This is a genomic window from Neptunomonas concharum, from assembly GCF_008630635.1.
GTDB classification, from domain to species: domain Bacteria; phylum Pseudomonadota; class Gammaproteobacteria; order Pseudomonadales; family Balneatricaceae; genus Neptunomonas; species Neptunomonas concharum.
The window spans coordinates 32550-51855 of sequence record NZ_CP043869.1; the positions used below are offsets into that span (position 1 = coordinate 32550).

The following is a 19306-nucleotide window of genomic DNA, read 5'->3' on the forward strand; positions in this document are numbered from 1 at the left end:
TTCTTGCATACTGACCAGTCAGGGTTTATAACCAATATAAACCCTCGGCTCAGGATGCCCCTATGGAAAAGCTAAAACCACTCTCCTGCGAAGCCCTCTACAAAGTCTGTGATACCAACCTTTTACCCTTTAGAACCACGGAAACACTCGAAAGTTTTAGTGGGTTCTTTGGTCAGGAAAGGGCGATAGAAGCGATGGGTTTTGGTGTGGGGATGCGCCGCCCTGGGTACAACTTATTTGTGATGGGTAACCCCCACACAGGTCGATTCTCTTTTGCGATGGAAAATATTAAGGGTATCGCCAAGAAAGAGAAAAAGCCTTCTGATTGGTGTTATTTAAACAATTTGCAGGATAATCGCTACCCTATAGCGGTTGAGTTGCTGGCGGGTAAAGCAACACAGCTTCGAAGAGATAATAAGCGCATGGTGGAAACCATCATGACGGAGCTACCTGCCGCATTTGAGAACCCTTCCTATCAGCGCAAGAAAAGCAAGATCGAGCGGGACTTTAACCGCCACTATGATCAGGCTATTGATGGTGTGGAGCGTCGTGCCAGAGAGCATAGTATTGCACTCTATCGCGATGCTGGCAGCGTCGGATTCACGCCTGTGGCAGAAGGCCAAGCGATGGATGAAGCGATGTTCTCGCAACTGCCCGAAGACGTACGTGATGCCTTCACGCGCAATATCGCGGACCTTGAGGACTTCCTTAACGACAGTCTGACGGAGATGCCCCAGTGGCGCAGAGAAGCGGCAGAGCGTATGAAAGTACTGGACCGTGAAACGGCACGCCAGACCATCTCCCCGTTAGTTCAGTCGGTAAAGGACAAGTACTCCAGTATTAGTGGCCTTCCGGAATATTTTAACCAGCTAGAAAGTTATATTGTTAAAAATAGCGCTGAGTTGATATCAGATGAGCGCCAAACGCTTCTGGACCAATTTGGTATCAATTTGCTTGTGGATAATAGCAAGACGAAAGGTGCCCCCGTTATTTTCGAAGCTCACCCCAGCTATGACAACCTGTTTGGTCGGGTTGAGTACAACAGCGATATGGGCGCGATGGTCACCAATTACCAAATGATTCGTTCTGGTGCGCTCCATCGAGCAAATGGAGGCTATTTAATTTTAGAAGCGGAAAAACTCCTAGAGCAGCCCTTTGTTTATAGTGCATTGAAACGCGCCCTCAAAGCTCATGAAGTGCGTATAGAGAACCCCATCAGCGAACTCTCGGGAGTCAGTACGATCACACTCAGCCCTACGCCGATTCGCTTACAAGTGAAGGTGGTGTTGATTGGAGGGCGGGATACTTATTACCTGTTGCAAGAGCTTGATCAGGACTTTGAGAAGATGTTTCGTGTGGTTGTAGACTTTGATGAGGATGTGGAGCGAACGCCCTCTTCGATTCGTAACTATGCGCGATTAATGAAAACACTGGCGGATGAAGAGCACCTTGCGCCGTTAACTCGAGAAGCGGTAGCCCGTTTAGTGGAGCAAAGCTCACGTTTATCCGGTGATCAGGAGTTGCTCTCTACACACATTGGAGAATTGGTGGATCTGCTCTGTGAGGCCGATTATAAGCGTAAAGGAACGGGCGACGACTTGATTAGTGCTCGTCATGTAGAGCTTGCGCTGGAGGCACAGGAAAAACGTACTGGCCGCTTAGCCCAAAAGATTCTTGATGGGATTCTTAACGAGACTGTTTTAATTAACTCAGAAGGCAAAGCGGTTGGTAAAAGTAATGGCCTGACGGTGTTACAGGTAGGCGATGTGTCCTTTGGTACACCGGCTCGTATTACCGCAACCGTCCACCCGGGCAGTCGCGGAATTATTGATATTGAACGCGAAGCCCAGTTAGGGCAGTCGATCCACTCTAAAGGTGTACTGATTCTCTCCGGATATTTAGGGCACCAGTACGCACAGGACTTTCCGTTGACGCTGTCTGCAAGTATCGCCTTGGAGCAATCTTATGGTTATGTGGATGGCGATAGTGCCTCTTTAGCGGAGATTTGTACATTAATCTCTGCTCTGACACATATTCCTATTTATCAACAGTATGCGCTGACCGGTTCCATCAACCAATATGGTGAAGTGCAAGCGATCGGTGGTGTTAACGAGAAAATCGAAGGCTTCTTCAAGCTCTGTGACACCCGTGGGCTGACAGGAAATCAGGGTGTTATTATTCCTAAAGCCAATGTGCGAAACCTGATGCTCAAAAAAGAGGTGGTTAATGCAGTGGATGGAGGGTTATTCAGTATCTATGCGGTTGCCACTGTGGATGAATGTCTGGAGATTTTAATGGGCCGATCAGCCGGTAAGCGCAAGGAAAATGGCAGCTTCACCCAGCGTAGCATCAACCATCAAGTTGTAAAAAGGTTAAAAGAGTTACATACGGCTGTATCAGGAAAGTAGCAGACACGCCGGTATTTAACCGGCGTGTAAGTACTTACTTTTTATTTCAAAGACTTCAAAAAGCTAATTAAGTAGTCCTGTTCTGCCCGGTCGTTAATTGATACATGACGCATTCGGGTTTCAGGTACCAGAGCCTCATTATCGGCAATCCATTTACGTAGATTTTCTTCATTCCATGTGAGCCCTGATTCTTGCATCGCTTTTGAATAGGAGAAGCGTGGCACGGACGCCGCTGGTCGGCCTACTACGCCTACTAAGCTTGGGCCAAATGCATTTTTGCTCGGATCTAGCGTATGGCAGGCGGTGCAGTGGTGGTTGAAAATTTGACGGCCCGCTTCAATCATGCCGCCCTCCTCTGCCTGTGCGGCAATCGGAGTGATGAGGACGCTACAAACAGCAGCGGCTCGTAATACATTTTTCATGGGGTATCTCCCTGTTAATACACAGTTAAACCAGTATATTGAGTAAGGAAATAGGCAGGCTCTTGTACAAAGGCAGCGGTTTACTAATACCAAAGTGCTTTTTTAAGAGGTGGTTGAACCATGTCAAATAAATCTATCGCTAATGGGCATCAAATTGTAGCTCGTCTGTGACACTGAGTAGGGCTTCGAAGCAACGTCGATCAATTTGTGTATCAAGGTGCTCACGCATCATATCCAGCGCTTGAGGGACAGGAATCGGGCCTCGGTAAGGTCTGGCTGCGGTAATCGCATCGAAAATATCGGCTGTTGTGATGATGCGGGTTTCCAAAGAGATCTCTTCCTCTTTCAAACCTAAGGGATATCCTCGCCCATCCATTCTTTCATGATGGGCTTGGGCTATATCGGCAAGCTCCTTGAATGCGGTAATGCGCGAGAGTATTTCACCGGTAAACTTTGCATGTAGTTTGACCGTATCAAACTCCTCGTCTGTTAGTTTATCGGGCTTATCCAGAATACTGTTACTAATGCCCAGCTTGCCGACATCATGAAGTAGTGCACCGCGCTTTAACCAGCGGCGTTTTGCTGCATTAAGGCCAAGCTTTTCGGCAATCAAGTCTGTAATAAGTGCCACCCGTTCACTGTGGCCGGCAGTATAAGGGCTTTTGGAGTCAACTACTTGGCCAAAAGCGGCTGCTATTTCATCGATATAGTCCTCATCAAGCTCGATGCTTTGATGGGCTGGCTCAAGATCAATGACTTGTTGTGGAAGTGTTGGGCAGCTGAGGGTCTTCCAAAAAGGCTCGTTGGCTATGTTCAATAGGGCGTCTACCAGTTCCGGTTGAAACCAACTGCCCTTGCGCTTTTCCAGCTCCGCTAAGCAGGCTTCTCGTCCTGTACCTGTGAAAAATACATCAACAACTTGGGATATAAGGGCAATTCGGGCATATAGCGGAATCGAATCTGCTGTTAGGCCGTAGGGTTTGCCGCCGCCATTCCAGTGTTCATCCAGCGCTCGAATACCCTCCGCTACTGGCTCGCTGAAACGCAGCTGTCGAGCGATATCAGCACCCCGTTCACAGCGGGTTTGCATGAGCTCCTGTGCCCAGGTTTCTCCGTGACGTACCACTGATAAGATTTGTCGGAAACGTTCTGCTAATCCTGTTTGTACTCCCGTGTGTTGGAGTACAAAGTTCAGTACTTGGGAGAGACTGCCATCTACGCGTTTATAGTCATGCTTAAAAGAGAGATCGTCAGTGGCATAAAGCTGGCAAATACGAGCCGCGTTGCTACTACACCCTAAATCCTTCAGTAAGATTGTGTAATAAAGCTCCCATTGTTGTTGGTTGTTTAGGCCTATGGATTTGGCTATTTGCAAGCCTATCCAGCAAGCGCGTATACAATGCCCAGGAGGCTGGCCCTCTGTCATATCCAGTGCATGACTTAATGCTCCAATCAGCTCTGACATTTTCATGGACCGGTACGGCATTGTTCAACATCCCTCACTTTTGAATCTGTCATCAGTATAGAAAGGATTTTCAGGGTTGCTTGAATTGCGCCAGAAATTGTTGAAATTGCGCCATTCACGGTTTTTTTTGCAGAAATCTCTGAATAACTAGACTAAAGTTTGATGTGCCTCTTGCTGGGGCATACCATACTGATTAAATCCTGCATCCAAAAAATAATAACCATGTATAGATGCTGTACGTTTCGACCCTCCTGTTTTATGGCATACCCTTGTGCCAAGGCTTTCTGCGGCCAGTCGATCCCCGTTGTGCACCTATCTGTTATTCCCAATTACGCTAACTTGATACCCAACTTGTAGTGGAGCCAGCCCCTATGGACAGTGAAATTGCGACCAAGAAAAATAATAAAACGCTACTTAAGCTCAAGGAATTGTTTAACCGACGCCTCGAAGAGGATCAGGCGCAGCCGATCACTCAATTTTCAGATCTATTCTTTACTTATGCGCCAGAGGATGAAGTGGCATTACGCCCGATGGAAGCTCTGTATGGAGCGACACTATCGACGTGGTCGTTTTTACAATCTTTTGATGGGCTTTCCTCTAAGATTCAAGTGTTTAACCCTGACTTAGAACAACACGGCTGGCATAGCAATCACACGGTTATCCAGATTCTCTCCCCTGATACGCCCTTTATAGTCGATTCGATTCGCATGGAGCTAAACCGCCAGGCTATCGGTATCCATGTTATCCAGAATGTTGTGTTAAATGTGATGCGCGATGGTAAAGCGTTTCAGTCACTATCTGAGTCGAACGAGGGGGCTGATGAGTCCGTCGTTTACTTAGAGGTGGACCGGCACGCTGAACCTGATCTGCTAAAACGGTTACATGCCGAGTTATCCACAGCCATGACCGCTGTATCTGTGTCGGTCAAGGATTTTTCGACAATGAAGGCGCGTGCTGCTGAGTGTGCTGAGTCGCTGGGTCAACGGGGGTATCAAGAGGAGCAAGCCTTCACGCAGTGGCTGATGGATGATCACTTCACTTTTTTAGGTAGCGATCAACTTGCCTATAGTGGAGAGGAGATCAATGTCGTTGAGGGTAGCAAACTCGGTGTAATGACACTGCCAAGTGTTGTTAACTTAGCAGCCGCTGAGATGACGGATCAACCACTGTTGTTAACTCGTCATGGTGAGCGTTCTCGGGTGCACCGCCCTGCGTATCTTGATCTGATTATAATCGGGCGATTCGACGACTCAGGCCAGTGTATCGGCGCAACGCGTTTGGTAGGGCTTTATACTTCGCCCGTTTATAACGAGCGTCCTCGACGTATTCCTATGATCAGTCAAAAAGTGGATCGCATTTTGGCAAGGTCTGGCTTCAACCCCAGTGGCCACAGTGGTAAGTCTTTGGCTCAGGTGTTGATTGATCTGCCCAGAGATGAGCTGTTTCTGGCATCCGAAGATGAACTCTTTAATACAGCAACCCGTATTTTTTACCTGCAAGAGCGTCGTAAAGCGTGCTTGTTGCTACGTAAAGACAAAAGCGGCCAGTTTATCTCTTGTTTGTACTATGTGCCGAGAGATCAATTTAGTACAGCGTTACGTTTGAATATCCAAGGCTTGCTGGTTAGAGCGTTTAAAGCACACGATATTGAGTTCACGAACTGGTTTAGTGAGTCTATTCTGGCGCGTACGCACTTTGTGATGCGGGTGGCGCCAGGGCAGGCTGATCCTGATCTGGAGCAGTTGGAGGCTGAGGTCCAGGAACTATCGCGTTCATGGAATGATGAGCTACATCATGCGCTGGTGGATGCGTGTGGTGAGGAGTTAGGAACCACACGCAGTAATCTGTATCGTGAATCCTTCCCTGCGGCTTATCGTGAGCACTTCACAACGCTACATGCCGTGCACGATATTGAAAAAATGGAAGGCTTGGCGACTACCCCGCTGACTATGAGTTTCTACCGCCTGCTGGAGCAATCCAGTTCGGTGTTGCGCTTTAAGCTTTTTACTGCAGAAGTTCCCCTGATCCTTTCGGATGTTATTCCTGTACTGGAGAATTTGGGCCTGCGTGTTGTCGGTGAGCACCCTTACACTGTGTATTGCCATAATGGCACTGTTTATTGGATACATGATTTTTCTTTGTCTCATCGTGGCGGATCTGAGCCTTTAGATCTGGATGAGGTCAAAGAGATCTTCCAGCAGGCGTTTGCAGCAATCTGGCAAGGACATGCTGATAATGATGAGTTTAACCGCTTAGTTTTGAGTGCTAGCCTGAATTGGCGTGAAGTTGCTATGCTGCGTGCCTATGCCCGTTATAATCAGCAAATTCGTTTTGGCTTTAGTCAGGCCTATATTGCAGAAACGCTCGTGCGCCACACTCAAATCGCTAAGCTACTGGTGGCACTGTTTCGTGCGCGGTTTGAGCCAGGTCGCCAAACCAGCAGCAAGGTTCAGGCACTGGCGGACCGAATCGAAAACAGCATCCTCGATGCGTTAGATAAGGTAGACAACCTAAATGATGATAAAATTCTTAGACGCTATCTAGAGCTTATTAAAGCAACCTTACGTACTAACTTCTTTCAAAATGATGCTGAGGGTAAGGCGAAGTCTTATACCTCCTTCAAGCTTAATCCTCATCTGATTAGTGACATTCCTAAACCAAGACCGATGTTTGAAGTGTTTGTCTACTCACCTCGAGTCGAGGGTGTGCACCTTCGTGGTGGCAAGGTAGCCCGTGGCGGCCTGCGTTGGTCGGATCGATTGGAAGATTACCGCACCGAAGTGCTGGGGCTAGTAAAAGCACAACAGGTGAAGAATGCGGTTATTGTGCCAGTGGGCGCTAAAGGTGGATTTGTCGCAAAATGCCTCCCGGTTGATGGTAGCCGTGACGAAGTGATGGCCGAAGGTATCGAAAGTTACCGCATATTCATCAAAGGCTTGCTTGATCTGGCGGATAACCTTAAAGGTGGACAAGTAATCCCACCCAAGAATGTAGTGCGTTTAGATGCGGATGACCCTTATCTTGTCGTTGCCGCCGATAAAGGAACCGCGACATTTTCGGATATCGCTAACGAAATTGCCGAATCTTATGGTTTTTGGTTAGGGGATGCCTTCGCATCTGGGGGGAGCCAGGGGTATGACCATAAAGGTATGGGGATTACCGCGAAAGGTGCTTGGGAGTCGGTGAAACTGCACTTCCGTGAAAAAGGCATTAACACACAAACGGATCCCTTCAGCGTTATTGGTATCGGTGATATGGCCGGTGATGTATTCGGTAATGGGATGCTGCTCTCGGATAAAATTCGTTTGGTAGCCGCCTTTAACCATATGCACATTTTTATTGACCCTAACCCGGATGAGGCCGCCAGTTTTGTTGAGCGTCAGCGCATGTTTGCTCTACCCCGTTCCAGCTGGGAAGATTATAACCGTGAATTGATTTCCAAGGGCGGTGGGATATTCTTGCGTGCCGCAAAATCGATTCAAATCACCCCAGAGATGAAGCAGTGCTTTGGTATCGTTGAGGATAAGCTTTCGCCGAATGAACTGATCTCTGCGTTACTTAAAGCCCCGGTAGATCTGCTTTGGAATGGTGGTATAGGAACCTATGTCAAAGCCAGCCATGAAACCCACGCCGATGTGGGTGATAAAGCTAATGATGGCCTACGAGTGAACGGTAAAGAGCTGCGCTGCAAAGTGGTTGGTGAAGGTGGCAATTTGGGGCTAACTCAGCTGGGTCGTATCGAATATTGCCAAAATGGTGGCGCATGTAATACGGACTTTATCGACAATGCCGGTGGCGTTGATTGCTCCGACCACGAAGTGAATATCAAGATCCTGTTGAATGAACGTATTGCCGAAGGTGATCTAACCGTTAAGCAACGTAACCTGCTGCTACGTGAGATGACCGATACCGTCTCGGTTCAAGTGCTGAAAAGTAATGACCGACAAGCCAGAGCGCTCAGTTTGGCTTTGGGCCATGCGAAGAAATCGCAGGACGAGTATGTACGTCTGATGCACCGCTTAGAGAGTGAGGGGCGTTTGGATCGCCCACTGGAGTTCTTACCTGATGATGAAGCGCTTGAGCTACGCCAGCAAGTGGGGCAAGGGCTGACCCGGCCTGAGCTATCGGTGTTGATCTCTTACACTAAAGCGGAGCTAAAAGAACTCCTGACCCATACATGGATCACGGAAGACCCTTATGTCAAAAATGAGATTAAAGAAGCGTTCCCTGAACAGCTGGTTGCACGTTTTCCTGAAGCGGTGCAGGACCACCAGCTGAAGAAAGAGATTATCGCAACCCAGGTCGCCAATGCGATGGTGAACCATATGGGTATCACCTTTACCAACCGCATGATGGAAACCACAGGGCAAAGTGCCGATCAGGTAGCCGTGGCTTACCTTGTGGCACGGGATGTTTTCCAGCTTCGGGAGATTTGGGGCCAAATCGAAGCCTTGGATAATATCGTACCTGCAGCTCTGCAACATCGCATGATGGTGGATCTATTGCGACTGATGCGACGTGCCAGTTATTGGTTCCTGCGCAATGTTTGTAGCCGTGGATGTTTCTCGGTTCAGGAGGTGATTGATCGCTTCAAGCCAGCGGTCAGCGAAGTCAGTGGTGCTATCTCGACCTTACTGACGGGGGATCTAAAAACCCGTTGGTTGGCTCAGCAGCAAGATCTTATTGATGCTGGTATTGATGCCGAGCTAGCGTCGCGTATCGCTTGTGCCGAGCGCCTCTACGCGGCTCTGGCTATTAGTGAAGTCGCGGTTGAGGCCAATACCTCCTTGATGAATGCCGCCGAAGTTGATTTCTCGTTAGGGGAGCGCCTGCAACTGGATTGGGTTAGCGAGAAAATTCGCCAGATTGAACCGCAAAATCATTGGCAGCTGCTGGCCCGTGAAGGGTTCAATGAAGATCTGAATACGCAACAAAGCCATTTAACTCTGTCGGTTCTGGCCAGTGACAATGAACTGTCGGGTCAGGAGCTGGTTAATAGCTGGTTGAGTAAAAATGGCGAGGGCTTGAAGCGTTGGGAGCGCGTGCTCGATGATCTGAAGTCCACCAGCCAGGCCGACAGTGCGACCTTTACTGTAGTAATTAGAGAACTAACAGAGCTGTCTAAAAACCTGTAATAGCGAATGACGTTTGTACGTTTCGGGGCTCATTATGAGCCCCTTTTTTATGTTTCAGATTAGGTATGTGAAAACAGTAACCATCAGTACCTAACCCAAATAGCCTCATGGTTTTTTTTCGGACCTAAACCTAGAAATCGATTAAGTGAATGTGGCTCAAACGATAAACAAGAGTGGCTGATAGTCGCCTGATTCTTGTGCTAAGGTTTATCTTATTCGCCCAAAGATAAACGGTAAGCGACATGATTCAAGAGATAACCCGAAAACTGTATTCTGATACCCCCAACGAGACCATCTACCACTACACCACGTTTTCTGGATTGTTGGGTATTGTGGAGCGAGGAGCACTGTGGGCAAGTGATATCCGCTATATGAATGACTCCGCCGAACTTAACCATATGGTGGCCTTGATTCGAGAAGAGGTTGGAGAACGCATTGAGCTTGGCCACCCTAATCCCAAGCTATTAACTCAATTTCAGGATTGGATTGCTCGGCGTGTCACCAATGGACATATGCTGTTTGCCGGCTCGTTTCGTGCAAACGGCAATCTTTTGAGTCAATGGCGAGGTTATAGTGAACTAGGCAAGGGAGTTAGTATTGGCTTTGACCCCAGACATATACTGACCTGCGCTCGCGCCCAAGGGTTTATGGTGGGTAAATGCATCTATGATCACACACAGCAGCGTAGCTTGATTCACCAGATCGTCGACTTTGTAGAAGATTTGGCAGCTCGCTCTTGCGGTACACATGGTTGTCGTGATGATCGGATTTTTGCCGAAGTATTTGAGCAAATAGAAAGTGACCTGCTGCGTATTGCCGCTATTCTGAAGCACCCCTCTTTTCAGGAGGAAGAGGAATGGCGAATTGTCTCACCTGTGATCACCGATTTTAAAGATGCTGCGGTGCATTATCGGGAGGGTACCTCTATGCTAGTGCCCTACTTTGAGTTCTCTTTGGTCACACCTAAAGAGACTGTTCCAAAGCTGCAACACATTTTCCTAGGGCCTACCCCGAATATTAGCTTGTCGATGAACTCGCTGTCGATGTACCTTGCAAAAGCAGGGATCTCCCCTCGACGAGGTATCACCTATTGCCAGATCCCTTACCGGCAACGCTAAATCCGTTATATCGAGGTCATGTTGAGTCTATCTAAAATACATCCGTGGTGGATTGTGTTCGCTGCGGCATCCATTCTTGCCTACAGTATGGGTGTGCGCTTGGCGTTGGGACTGTTAGTACCTGATATTAGTCAGGGGCTTGGGGTGTCTGTGGCGGAGATATCGTTAGGCTTTGCTATTCAGAACTTGTTATGGGGAGCGGTCTCTCCGGTTGCTGGCATGATGGCAGAACTCTACGGTACAGCCAAAGTGCTGTTGGCGGGTGCTCTGCTGTATGCTGCGGGTCTGGTGGCTGCTGCGGTTGCTCAAAGCGGTTGGCTCTTTTTTGTTGGTAATGCCTTACTGATAGGCGTTGGTGTGGGGGCAACAACTTTTCCCATTGTGCTGGCGGCTGTTGGCAAGCGCTTTCCTGCCCATCAGCGTACATTAGCGCTAGGCATTGCCAGCGCTGGCGGATCGCTAGGTCAATTCCTGTATGCCCTTTTACTAGGAAGCTACGCACCGGGTAATGGTTGGGCCGATACTTTTATGTTGTTTGCGGCGACCACGGTGCTGATATTAGCGATGATCTTCCTTCTGAAGGATGATAAAGCGGTGACGGCATCGGTCAATGAGCCCCGGCAATCCATTTTTGATTGGCAGGCCATAGGAGAGGCGTTTCGATTAAGAGAATATCAGCTGCTGAATATCGGCTTCTTTGTGTGTGGGTTCCATATCGCGTTTATTTCGGTGCATATGTCGGGGTTCGTGGCGTTTTGCGGTTTGATGCCTGCGGTGGCTTCTGACTCCTTGGCCTTGATCGGGCTGATGAATATTTTTGGCGTGATTCTGATTGGTTGGGCAGGTGATCGCTGGCATAAACCTTGGCTGCTGGTGTTGATCTACTGGTTACGCGCCTGTTTGATCATGATGTTGCTGGTGTTACCGAAAACAGAGTCGCTTCTATATATCTTCTCTGGGTTAATGGGCATGCTCTGGCTATCGACCGTTCCGCTCACCAGTGGTGCGGTTGCACAGTTGTTTGGCACGAAAAATTTAGCCTCTTTATTTGGTATTGTGATGTTCAGCCACCAGATTGGGGCTTTCTTTGGTAGCTGGTGGGCGGGGCTTACCTTTGAGTGGTATGGCTCCTATGATGTGGCCTTGATGGTAAGTGCGGCACTAGGGTTACTCGCTGCCGCCGTGCATCTACCCATGACGCCACAACGCATGAACGCTGTCAGTGTTTCTGGATAGTTTATAAATTTGTTAAACCACTAGGTCTATTTGTTGAAGGGTGCCAGCGGTGCCCTCTTCGCTGAGAAAGACACCCGTGCTGCGTAGCTTTCCGGCGAGATCATTTGTCGTACCCGCTTGAATATCCCACGGCGTTTCAATTGAGCCTAGATACAATGCCCCTACGCCTTTTTCCTTGAGGGTAAACATGTGGTCTGTACCGTCTGCAGCTTGTACTAAAATGGTTAGCTGGTCGAAAATAGCATCGTTTTCATCGATAAAGCCATTTTGATCGTCATCATAGGCTTGTAGATCTTGAAAACCATTACCGGAAACTGCGCCAAATAGCTCGGCGCCATTATCTATCACGCCGTTGCTATCTTTATCTAATGCGAGATAGCCACTGGTTTCTTTGAGTCGATATAAGGTTTCCTCTGATCCATCCACATCGATATCAAACTGCCAAGTCTTGTCTTGTAGTTGTGCTGACTCCCCAGCAAAATTGACCACCAATGGGTCCTGGAGAGCAGCGCCTAAACGAATGCGTAATTCGCGTGATTGGCTGGCTTCCCTGCTAAGATTGAGCTGTAACCCGATATCTAATGTTCGCCCATCGGTTGTGGTGACTTTTCCAGAGGCAGAAAATGATTGCTGTGTCTGTGTGATTAAGGTTTCTCGATAGGTGTAATCTAAACCAAAGGCTAACCCCGGTGATTCTGGGATATTAATGGATAAATTATCTGTTTGGGCTGAGCTATTTTCCTGAGGCTGAGGCGTTGTAGATTCACTGCTTTGATTGACCATCGCAACATTCAGACTACGGCCCATGACCTTTTCAAACAGGGTCTTGATCACATCCAGCTTAAGTTGATCCTCTGGAGTCAGTTCTAGTAGTTTAGGCCCTGCTTCTTGCGTTGCCGATGCTCTGAGTTGTTGTAGAGATATTTTTCCTATCTGCTCATAAGCGAGTACTCTGCGTGGGTCTTCGTAGGTGTTTGTCTCAGCGGTTTCCTTGGATGAGCTTTCCCAGTGCACGCCATTTACTAGGGAGGCTTCATTAAAGGCATCCCCTTCCTGAACAAATCCAGCTGTCAGTTGCTCCTCTACGCGTCTCTCTGACGACTGATGCGTTTGGGCGCTGAAAGTAATCTCCGCTGCTTCGACTTTCATACAAACCTCTGAGTGTCGTATCACTTAATTTATCGACACGTTTGTACAAAAAATAAGCGGATATTTTTTCATATTAACGCGCCATTAAGATGAATAGGCAGGCTGATAACGTTCCGCTAAACTGGTGGCTCATTTATCAAAGAAGTGTTGCGGCCATGCTGGATAATACCAATCGTCGAATTCTCAAAGCGCTTCAGGAAGATGCGCGCATATCCTACGCCGAGTTAGGCAAGCAAGTGCACCTGTCAGCGCCAGCTGTGGCGGAGAGGATGAGAAAGATGGAGCGAGATGGCATCATCACGGGTTATCGACTATCGGTGGATCTGGATAAAGTGGGGTTGCCGATACTGGCGATCGTACAGTGTAAAGTGTTCCCTGCCATGGAGCGAAAGTTTAAAGATTTGCTTCTGACTATCCCTGACTTGATTGAGTGCTACAACACCACCGGCGAACAGGCCTTTGTGATCAAAATCGCAACCCAGTCGATGGCACGATTAGATGAAATACTCGAAACCTTCGGAGATATGTGCGATACCAACACCATGATGGTGCTCTCGACGCCGGTATATCGCACACTCCCCGATACCTTTTTCCAACAACCTGACTCCCAGTAGGCGATGGATGGCTTGCTTAGATGGTAACTTGCTCTTCAGAAACTTTACGTTTGCGGTCGGGCCATTGGCTGATCAACATACCGCAGAGCATTAGTGCGCAGCCTGTCAGTTGGTTTGATGTGAGTTGTTCATTGAGTAACAGCCAGCCTCCGATCACCGCAAATACGGCTTCTGTGGATAAAATTAAGGCCGTAACGCTCGGCTCAACTTTGCGTTGGGCGATAATCTGTAGTGTAAATGCGATACCGCTGGAAGCAACACCGGCATATAACAGAGGCAATAGTGCCGCTTCAAATTGGGCTAGTGCCGGGGTTTCGAACGTAACTGCGGCTAGGCTGGCCAATACAGCGGCAACAATAAACTGCCAGATGGAGAGGCTGATGGCATCAACCTTACGAGATAACCAGCCTAAAATGAGTACATGAGCCGTCCAAAAAAACGCGCCTACCAGCTCTAACGCATCCCCTTTATTGATCTTAAGCTCATCTGATACCGATAGCGCGAAAAGACCTGCCAGTGCCAGAGCAACGCCACACCATGTCTTGATGTTTGTCGCATGGCCGAGCATGATGCCCGCAATAGGTACCAGTACGATATACATGCCGGTTATGAAACCAGCATTGCCTGCCGTGGTGTACTGTAGGCCGATCTGCTGAAAGCTAAAGCCGCCAAACATCACGCTGCCTGCCAAGAGGCCTCCGATCCATAACTCTTTGCCATGGGGAACATGCTGTTTCTTAAAGTAGAACCACAACGGCAAAAGGGACAGGGCCCCTAACAGAAAACGGGCGGCATTAAAGCTATGGGGCCCTAAATGCTCCATGCCGTTGGTTTGAGCAACGAAAGCGAAGCCCCAAATAGCGGCGACGCACACTAATAGTAAGTGTGAAGGTTTGAGTACATTGAACATGCGGTTTTATCCAAACAATAGGTGTTTTCAATAGGGCTATTGTAGGAAGAAACTGACTCACGAATACAGCGGGAAACTAACGAAAGAAAAGCATAAAGGTTAAAAAATAAAGCTTAATAGGGAGCTTTTCTTTCGTTTCGTAAGTTATGGTTGCCAGTTATCCAAAACATCCAAATAGTTAGCACGCTCATAAGCAGCGGGGTCTTGGGAGTGCTTGTAAGAAACGCTCCCCCTGAGCTGCTCCAGTGACTCGTACTCATTTGCTTCAAGCCAGCGTGTCACATCATCCGTTATCGACGCTATAACCGGTGTGCCGTGTTTCAGCAAAACACTGCACACTTGAGTGGTATTCGCCCCTGCTAATGATGCTTTAATCACATCAGTCGCTGTGTGCACACCACCGGTAACAGCAATATCAATAGCCACTTGGTGCTTGAGAATAGCAGTCCAGCGAATCCGCTCAGCTAGTTCCGCAGATGTGGATAATTGAATTTGGCTGTCCACATCTAAGGTTTCTAGGTTGATGCTTGGTTGATAAAAGCGATTGAACAGCACTACGGCATCGGCACCGGCCATTTTGATCTTCTCGATCATATGGATAGGGCTACTGAATTGGGAGGACAGCTTTACAGCAATGGGGATATCAACACGTTCGCGTACCGTGCGCACGATATCGGTATAGCGCTTTTCTACCTGCTCGGAGGTTTCGTTGAGATTGGCGGCAACATAGTAAATATTCAACTCAAGTGCATCAGCACCGGCTTGCTGCATATTGCTAGCGTGCTCCTCCCAGCCTTCGGGAGACACGCCATTCAAGCTGGCAATAATGGGCACTGACAGCTGTGCTTTCATTGCCATCAAGGTTTCAAGATAGCGATCTTCGGTTGTTTTCATCTTCTCTAAGATGGGAGGAGGCAAGTATCCATCCGCCTCGAAGTGCCCGATATCTTGATCATGTAAAATCTGATGTATCAGCTCATTGTCTCGCTGGCAATGTTCTTCAAATAGGCTGCGCATCACAATCGCGCCTATGCCGGCATCTTCAAGTTGTTTTGCACTCTGTACACCAGCGGTGAGTGGCGAAGCCGATGCCACCAAAGGAGAGCTCAGCGTCATACCTAGATAGTGGCTCAGTAGGCGATTCATGATGGCTTCTCCTCTTTTGAATTTAGGATTGGGTCGGCCTCTTCTGGAATGGGCGCGGCGGTATAATCCATATTGGCCAGTTGTTCATAACGCTTATAACGCTCGCTGACCTCATGTTGAGCTTGATCAAGAAAGGCTTTGGCCTCTTCTGGATGGCTGCGATAGAGCATACTGAATCGTGACTCTAACAGTACAAACTTCGCATAAGGAATAGAGGGTGCTTTAGAGTCGAGTTTTAGCGGGTTCTCCCCTTGTGTGGCTCGTCTTGGATCAAAACGGAATAACGGCCAGTGGCCGCTATCCACGGCCAGCTTTTGATGCAGATGGTTATCTTGCATCTCGTAACCATGGGCAATGCAGGGTGAGTAAGCGATTATTAACGATGGACCATCATAGGACTCAGCCTCAAGGAATGTGCGCAAGGTTTGCACATCTTTGGCGGCGTAGGCGACGTGAGCAACATACACATGTCCGTAGTCCATAGCGATGCGAGCCAGATCTTTTTTACCTACGGATTTACCAGCAGCTGAGAATTTAGCCACTGCACCTAGTGGCGTCGCTTTCGAGGTTTGCCCACCGGTATTGGAATAGACCTCGGTATCGAGCACAAGAATATTCACATTGCGGCCGGATGCCAGCACATGATCCAAACCACCATAGCCAATATCATATGCCCAACCGTCGCCGCCAATAATCCACACGCTCTTACGACAGAGTTTATTGGCGACGTGGGTTAGTTCTTCAGCTTCTGGGGAATGAAGGGATGCCAGCGCTTTCTTGAGTTCGTCAACACGTTCGCGTTGCGCATAAATACCCGCCTCGTCCTGTTCATCAGCATTGAGAATCGCATCAACCAGTGTTGGTTCTAGGTGCTCTTTCAATTGTGTGAGTAGTTCGCGTGCGTACTCCGTCTGTTTATCCACCGCCGCGCGCATACCTAACCCGAACTCGGCGTTATCCTCAAACAGTGAATTGTTCCATGCGGGGCCACGACCATCCGCATTGGTCGTCCAAGGTGTTGTGGGTAAGTTACCGCCATAGATGGAGGAGCACCCCGTTGCGTTGGCGACCAACATACGATCGCCAAAAAGTTGGCTAGCCAAGCGGATGTATGAGGTTTCACCACAGCCGGAACAGGCGCCGCTGAACTCAAACAGTGGCTGCATCAGCATCGCGCCTTTTAACGTGTCACTTTTTACACCTAAGCGATCAAATTCAGGAAGGTGTTCAAAAAAGGCCCAATTAGCTTTCTCTTGCGCCAACGTTTGCTCTTTTGGCACCATATTCAACGCTTTACGGCTAACGTTGCTCTTATCTTTGATGGGACAGATATCGACGCACAAGGTACAACCGGTGCAGTCCTCAGGGGATATCTGATAAGTCATCAACGTGCCATCAGGAAAATCTTTCGCGCCTTTGATTGGCACCGCTTTAAAACCGTCAGGCGCCCCTTCTAAGTAGTCAGGGGAGAAGGCTTTGGAGCGAATCACACTGTGGGGGCAGACGAAAACGCACTTACCACAGTGAGTACAGAGATCCTCTTCCCAACGAGGTAATTGATGAGCAAGGTCACGTTTCTCATAACGCGCCGTGCCGGTTGGCCAGGTGCCGTCGTTGGGTACTTGGCTGACGGGCACACGATCTCCATGCCCGGCGATTAGCTCGGCGGTCAGGGTTTTGACAAAGTCACTAGCGCGTTCTGTATGGATCGCTCGCATAGGGATACGGCTGCTGACCTGTGCTGGAACCGCCAAGGCATATAACTGAGCCAATGTGCTATCGATCGCTTTGATGTTCAGGTCGACAATGCGTTTACTATGGTGACCGTAAGTTTTATGTACAGCCGCTTTTATCTGCTCGATCGCTTCATCTTGTGGAAGGATGCCTGATATAGCAAAAAAACAGGTCTGCATGATGGTATTGATGCGTTTGCCAAGGCCTGCTGCCTGAGCCACTTTGTAGGCATCAATGACGTAGACTTTGAGCTGCTTGTCGATAATGGTTTGCTGCACCGATGTTGGAAGTGTTTCCCATGCCTCATCGACGCTAGCGGTGGTATTAATGAGGAACACTGCTTGTTGAGCGGCCTTTTCCAGCATCGGGTATTGGCTTAAAAAACCGGGTTGGTGGCAACCTATGAAGTTAGCGCGATTGTCCTGGATCTCGTAAGCGGAGTGAATCGGCTCGGCACCGAACCTGAGGTGAGAAACGGTAATTGCACCGGATTTTTTAGAGTCGTAAACAAAGTGCCCCTGAGCATAGAATCCGTCTTGCTCACCGATAATCTTAATACTGTTCTTATTGGCGCTCACCGTACCGTCGGCACCTAATCCATAGAAGACGGCCTGAAAATTACTCTCATAGGCATCCGTTGTGAAGCTTGAGTCATAGTCCAAACTGGTGTGAGTGACATCATCCTCAATGCCTACCGTGAACTGATTCTTGCTTTGTGCTTTATCCAATTCGTCTAAGACCGCCTTAACCATAGCCGGTGTAAACTCTTTTGAAGACAAACCAAAGCGTCCACCAATCAGCGTTTCTATGCCGCTAGCAGCGTGAGACGTGCCTGCCAGTAAGCGCTGTAAAAGGGCGGTGGATATGTCTTTATACAAAGGCTCGCCATCGGCACCGGGCTCTTTGGTTCTATCCAGTACTGCGATCTTGCGAACGGTTATGGGTAATGCGGCAAGTAGTCGCTCGGCATCTAACGGACGGAATAGGCGAACTTTTAAGGCGCCGGTTTTTTCGCCCTGTTGGTTGAGATACTCCACGGTTTCTTGCGCGGTTTCTGCACCTGATCCCATTAAAATCACGACCCTTTCTGCGTCGGGAGCCCCTATGTACTCATAGAGGTGATATTGTCGGCCCGTTACGTTCGCAAAACGATCCATTGACGCTTGCACTACATCTGCAAAGGCGTTGTAAAACGGATTTGAAGCTTCTCTGGACTGGAAAAAAAGATCAGGGTTTTGCGAGGTGCCACGAACCACCGGATGCTCAGGTGATAAGGCGCGGTCTCGACAGGCGCGTACTTCATCCTGATCAATCAGCGCTTTGAGCATGTCAGGGGTGACCATCTCTACCTTACTAACTTCATGGCTGGTACGGAAACCATCAAAAAAGTGCAGCACTGGAACCCGGCCTTTCAGCGTTGCCATCTCGGCAATGGTGGCCATATCCATGACCTCCTGCACCGAGGAGGAGGCTAACATCGCAAACCCCGTAGAGCGCGCCGCCATCACGTCGCTGTGGTCACAGAAAATAGAGAGTGCGTGGGTTGCCACAGAGCGAGCTGCAATATGGAAAACGGTAGGTGTTAGTTCCCCTGCTATCTTGAACATATTCGGAATTTTGAGGAGCAGCCCTTGGGATGCCGTAAAGGTGCAAGTTTTCGCTCCCGCCTGTAGTGCACCATGCACTGCGCCTGCCGCCCCACCCTCGCTTTGCAGTTCGATAACATCGGGCACGGTGCCCCACAGGTTTTTGCGTCCGGCAGCACTCCACGCATCGCTCAGTTCTCCCATAGGGGATGCGGGAGTAATGGGGTAAATCGCAATCACATCATTTAGCTGGTGAGCAATATAAGCGGCGGCTTCGTTGCCATCCATCATACGGTACTGGGGTTGCATGACGATCCCTCTCATCATTGAATGCATAAAAGAAGGATAGACCTTTTAACGGGGTATATCAGGTAAACCTGATG

General features: G+C 48.8%; 11 protein-coding genes. 5 read left to right on the plus strand and 6 right to left on the minus strand.

What is annotated here, in order from left to right:
* Positions 1–62: 62 nt before the first annotated feature.
* On the plus strand, positions 63–2408 hold the full coding sequence (locus F0U83_RS00140; RefSeq protein ID WP_138985941.1) for a Lon protease family protein: 2346 nt from the start codon (positions 63–65) through the stop codon (positions 2406–2408).
* Between the two features lie 41 nt (positions 2409–2449).
* On the opposite strand, the gene F0U83_RS00145 is transcribed toward F0U83_RS00140, so the two are convergent.
* Both F0U83_RS00145 and F0U83_RS00150 read right to left on the minus strand, forming a co-directional pair.
* Complete coding sequence (locus tag F0U83_RS00145; RefSeq protein ID WP_138985942.1) at positions 2450–2830, minus strand: c-type cytochrome; 381 nt, start codon at positions 2828–2830, stop codon at positions 2450–2452.
* Positions 2831–2969: 139 nt separating this feature from the next.
* Positions 2970–4316 carry an HD-GYP domain-containing protein gene (locus F0U83_RS00150; RefSeq protein WP_138985943.1) on the minus strand — a complete coding sequence of 449 codons (1347 nt, stop codon included), beginning with the start codon at positions 4314–4316 and terminating at the stop codon, positions 2970–2972.
* Between the two features lie 350 nt (positions 4317–4666).
* On the opposite strand from F0U83_RS00150, the gene F0U83_RS00155 reads away from it, so the two are divergent.
* From F0U83_RS00155 to F0U83_RS00165, 3 genes are all read left to right on the plus strand, one after another.
* Positions 4667–9430 carry an NAD-glutamate dehydrogenase gene (locus tag F0U83_RS00155; protein WP_138985944.1) on the plus strand — a complete coding sequence of 1588 codons (4764 nt, stop codon included), beginning with the start codon at positions 4667–4669 and terminating at the stop codon, positions 9428–9430.
* Between the two features lie 242 nt (positions 9431–9672).
* Positions 9673–10548 carry a DUF2971 domain-containing protein gene (locus F0U83_RS00160; protein ID WP_138985945.1) on the plus strand — a complete coding sequence of 292 codons (876 nt, stop codon included), beginning with the start codon at positions 9673–9675 and terminating at the stop codon, positions 10546–10548.
* 18 nt (positions 10549–10566) lie between these two features.
* Positions 10567–11784, plus strand: coding sequence for an MFS transporter (locus F0U83_RS00165; RefSeq protein WP_138985946.1), 1218 nt, complete (start codon positions 10567–10569; stop codon positions 11782–11784).
* A 12-nt stretch (positions 11785–11796) separates the two neighbouring features.
* Here F0U83_RS00165 and F0U83_RS00170 read toward each other — a convergent pair whose 3' ends face one another.
* Entirely contained in the window at positions 11797–12933 is a 1137-nt protein-coding gene (locus tag F0U83_RS00170; protein WP_138985947.1) for a hypothetical protein, read from the minus strand.
* Positions 12934–13088: 155 nt separating this feature from the next.
* Between F0U83_RS00170 and F0U83_RS00175 the strand changes: the two genes are divergently transcribed.
* Positions 13089–13547 carry an Lrp/AsnC family transcriptional regulator gene (locus tag F0U83_RS00175; protein ID WP_246077564.1) on the plus strand — a complete coding sequence of 153 codons (459 nt, stop codon included), beginning with the start codon at positions 13089–13091 and terminating at the stop codon, positions 13545–13547.
* 16 nt (positions 13548–13563) lie between these two features.
* Here F0U83_RS00175 and F0U83_RS00180 read toward each other — a convergent pair whose 3' ends face one another.
* The 3 genes from F0U83_RS00180 to nifJ form a co-directional block, all read right to left on the minus strand.
* On the minus strand, positions 13564–14457 hold the full coding sequence (locus F0U83_RS00180; protein ID WP_138985948.1) for a DMT family transporter: 894 nt from the start codon (positions 14455–14457) through the stop codon (positions 13564–13566).
* Between the two features lie 144 nt (positions 14458–14601).
* Positions 14602–15603, minus strand: coding sequence for a dihydroorotate dehydrogenase-like protein (locus F0U83_RS00185; protein ID WP_138985949.1), 1002 nt, complete (start codon positions 15601–15603; stop codon positions 14602–14604).
* A complete protein-coding gene (gene nifJ / locus F0U83_RS00190) occupies positions 15600–19232 on the minus strand; it encodes a pyruvate:ferredoxin (flavodoxin) oxidoreductase (RefSeq protein WP_170221678.1) in 3633 nt (1210 codons plus the stop codon). Before nifJ ends, F0U83_RS00185 begins: the two co-directional genes overlap by 4 nt.
* Positions 19233–19306 lie beyond the last annotated feature (74 nt).

Bases quoted from the DNA above. Each gene is read 5' to 3' on its own strand.
- F0U83_RS00155 (WP_138985944.1), top strand. From the start codon at position 4,667: ATGGACAGTGAAATTGCGACCAAGAAAAATAATAAAACGCTACTTAAG.
- nifJ (WP_170221678.1), bottom strand. From the start codon at position 19,232: ATGCAACCCCAGTACCGTATGATGGATGGCAACGAAGCCGCCGCTTAT.
- F0U83_RS00160 (WP_138985945.1), top strand. From the start codon at position 9,673: ATGATTCAAGAGATAACCCGAAAACTGTATTCTGATACCCCCAACGAG.
- F0U83_RS00180 (WP_138985948.1), bottom strand. From the start codon at position 14,457: ATGTTCAATGTACTCAAACCTTCACACTTACTATTAGTGTGCGTCGCC.
- F0U83_RS00140 (WP_138985941.1), top strand. From the start codon at position 63: ATGGAAAAGCTAAAACCACTCTCCTGCGAAGCCCTCTACAAAGTCTGT.
- F0U83_RS00150 (WP_138985943.1), bottom strand. From the start codon at position 4,316: ATGCCGTACCGGTCCATGAAAATGTCAGAGCTGATTGGAGCATTAAGT.
- F0U83_RS00170 (WP_138985947.1), bottom strand. From the start codon at position 12,933: ATGAAAGTCGAAGCAGCGGAGATTACTTTCAGCGCCCAAACGCATCAG.
- F0U83_RS00165 (WP_138985946.1), top strand. From the start codon at position 10,567: ATGTTGAGTCTATCTAAAATACATCCGTGGTGGATTGTGTTCGCTGCG.
- F0U83_RS00185 (WP_138985949.1), bottom strand. From the start codon at position 15,603: ATGAATCGCCTACTGAGCCACTATCTAGGTATGACGCTGAGCTCTCCT.
- F0U83_RS00145 (WP_138985942.1), bottom strand. From the start codon at position 2,830: ATGAAAAATGTATTACGAGCCGCTGCTGTTTGTAGCGTCCTCATCACT.
- F0U83_RS00175 (WP_246077564.1), top strand. From the start codon at position 13,089: ATGCTGGATAATACCAATCGTCGAATTCTCAAAGCGCTTCAGGAAGAT.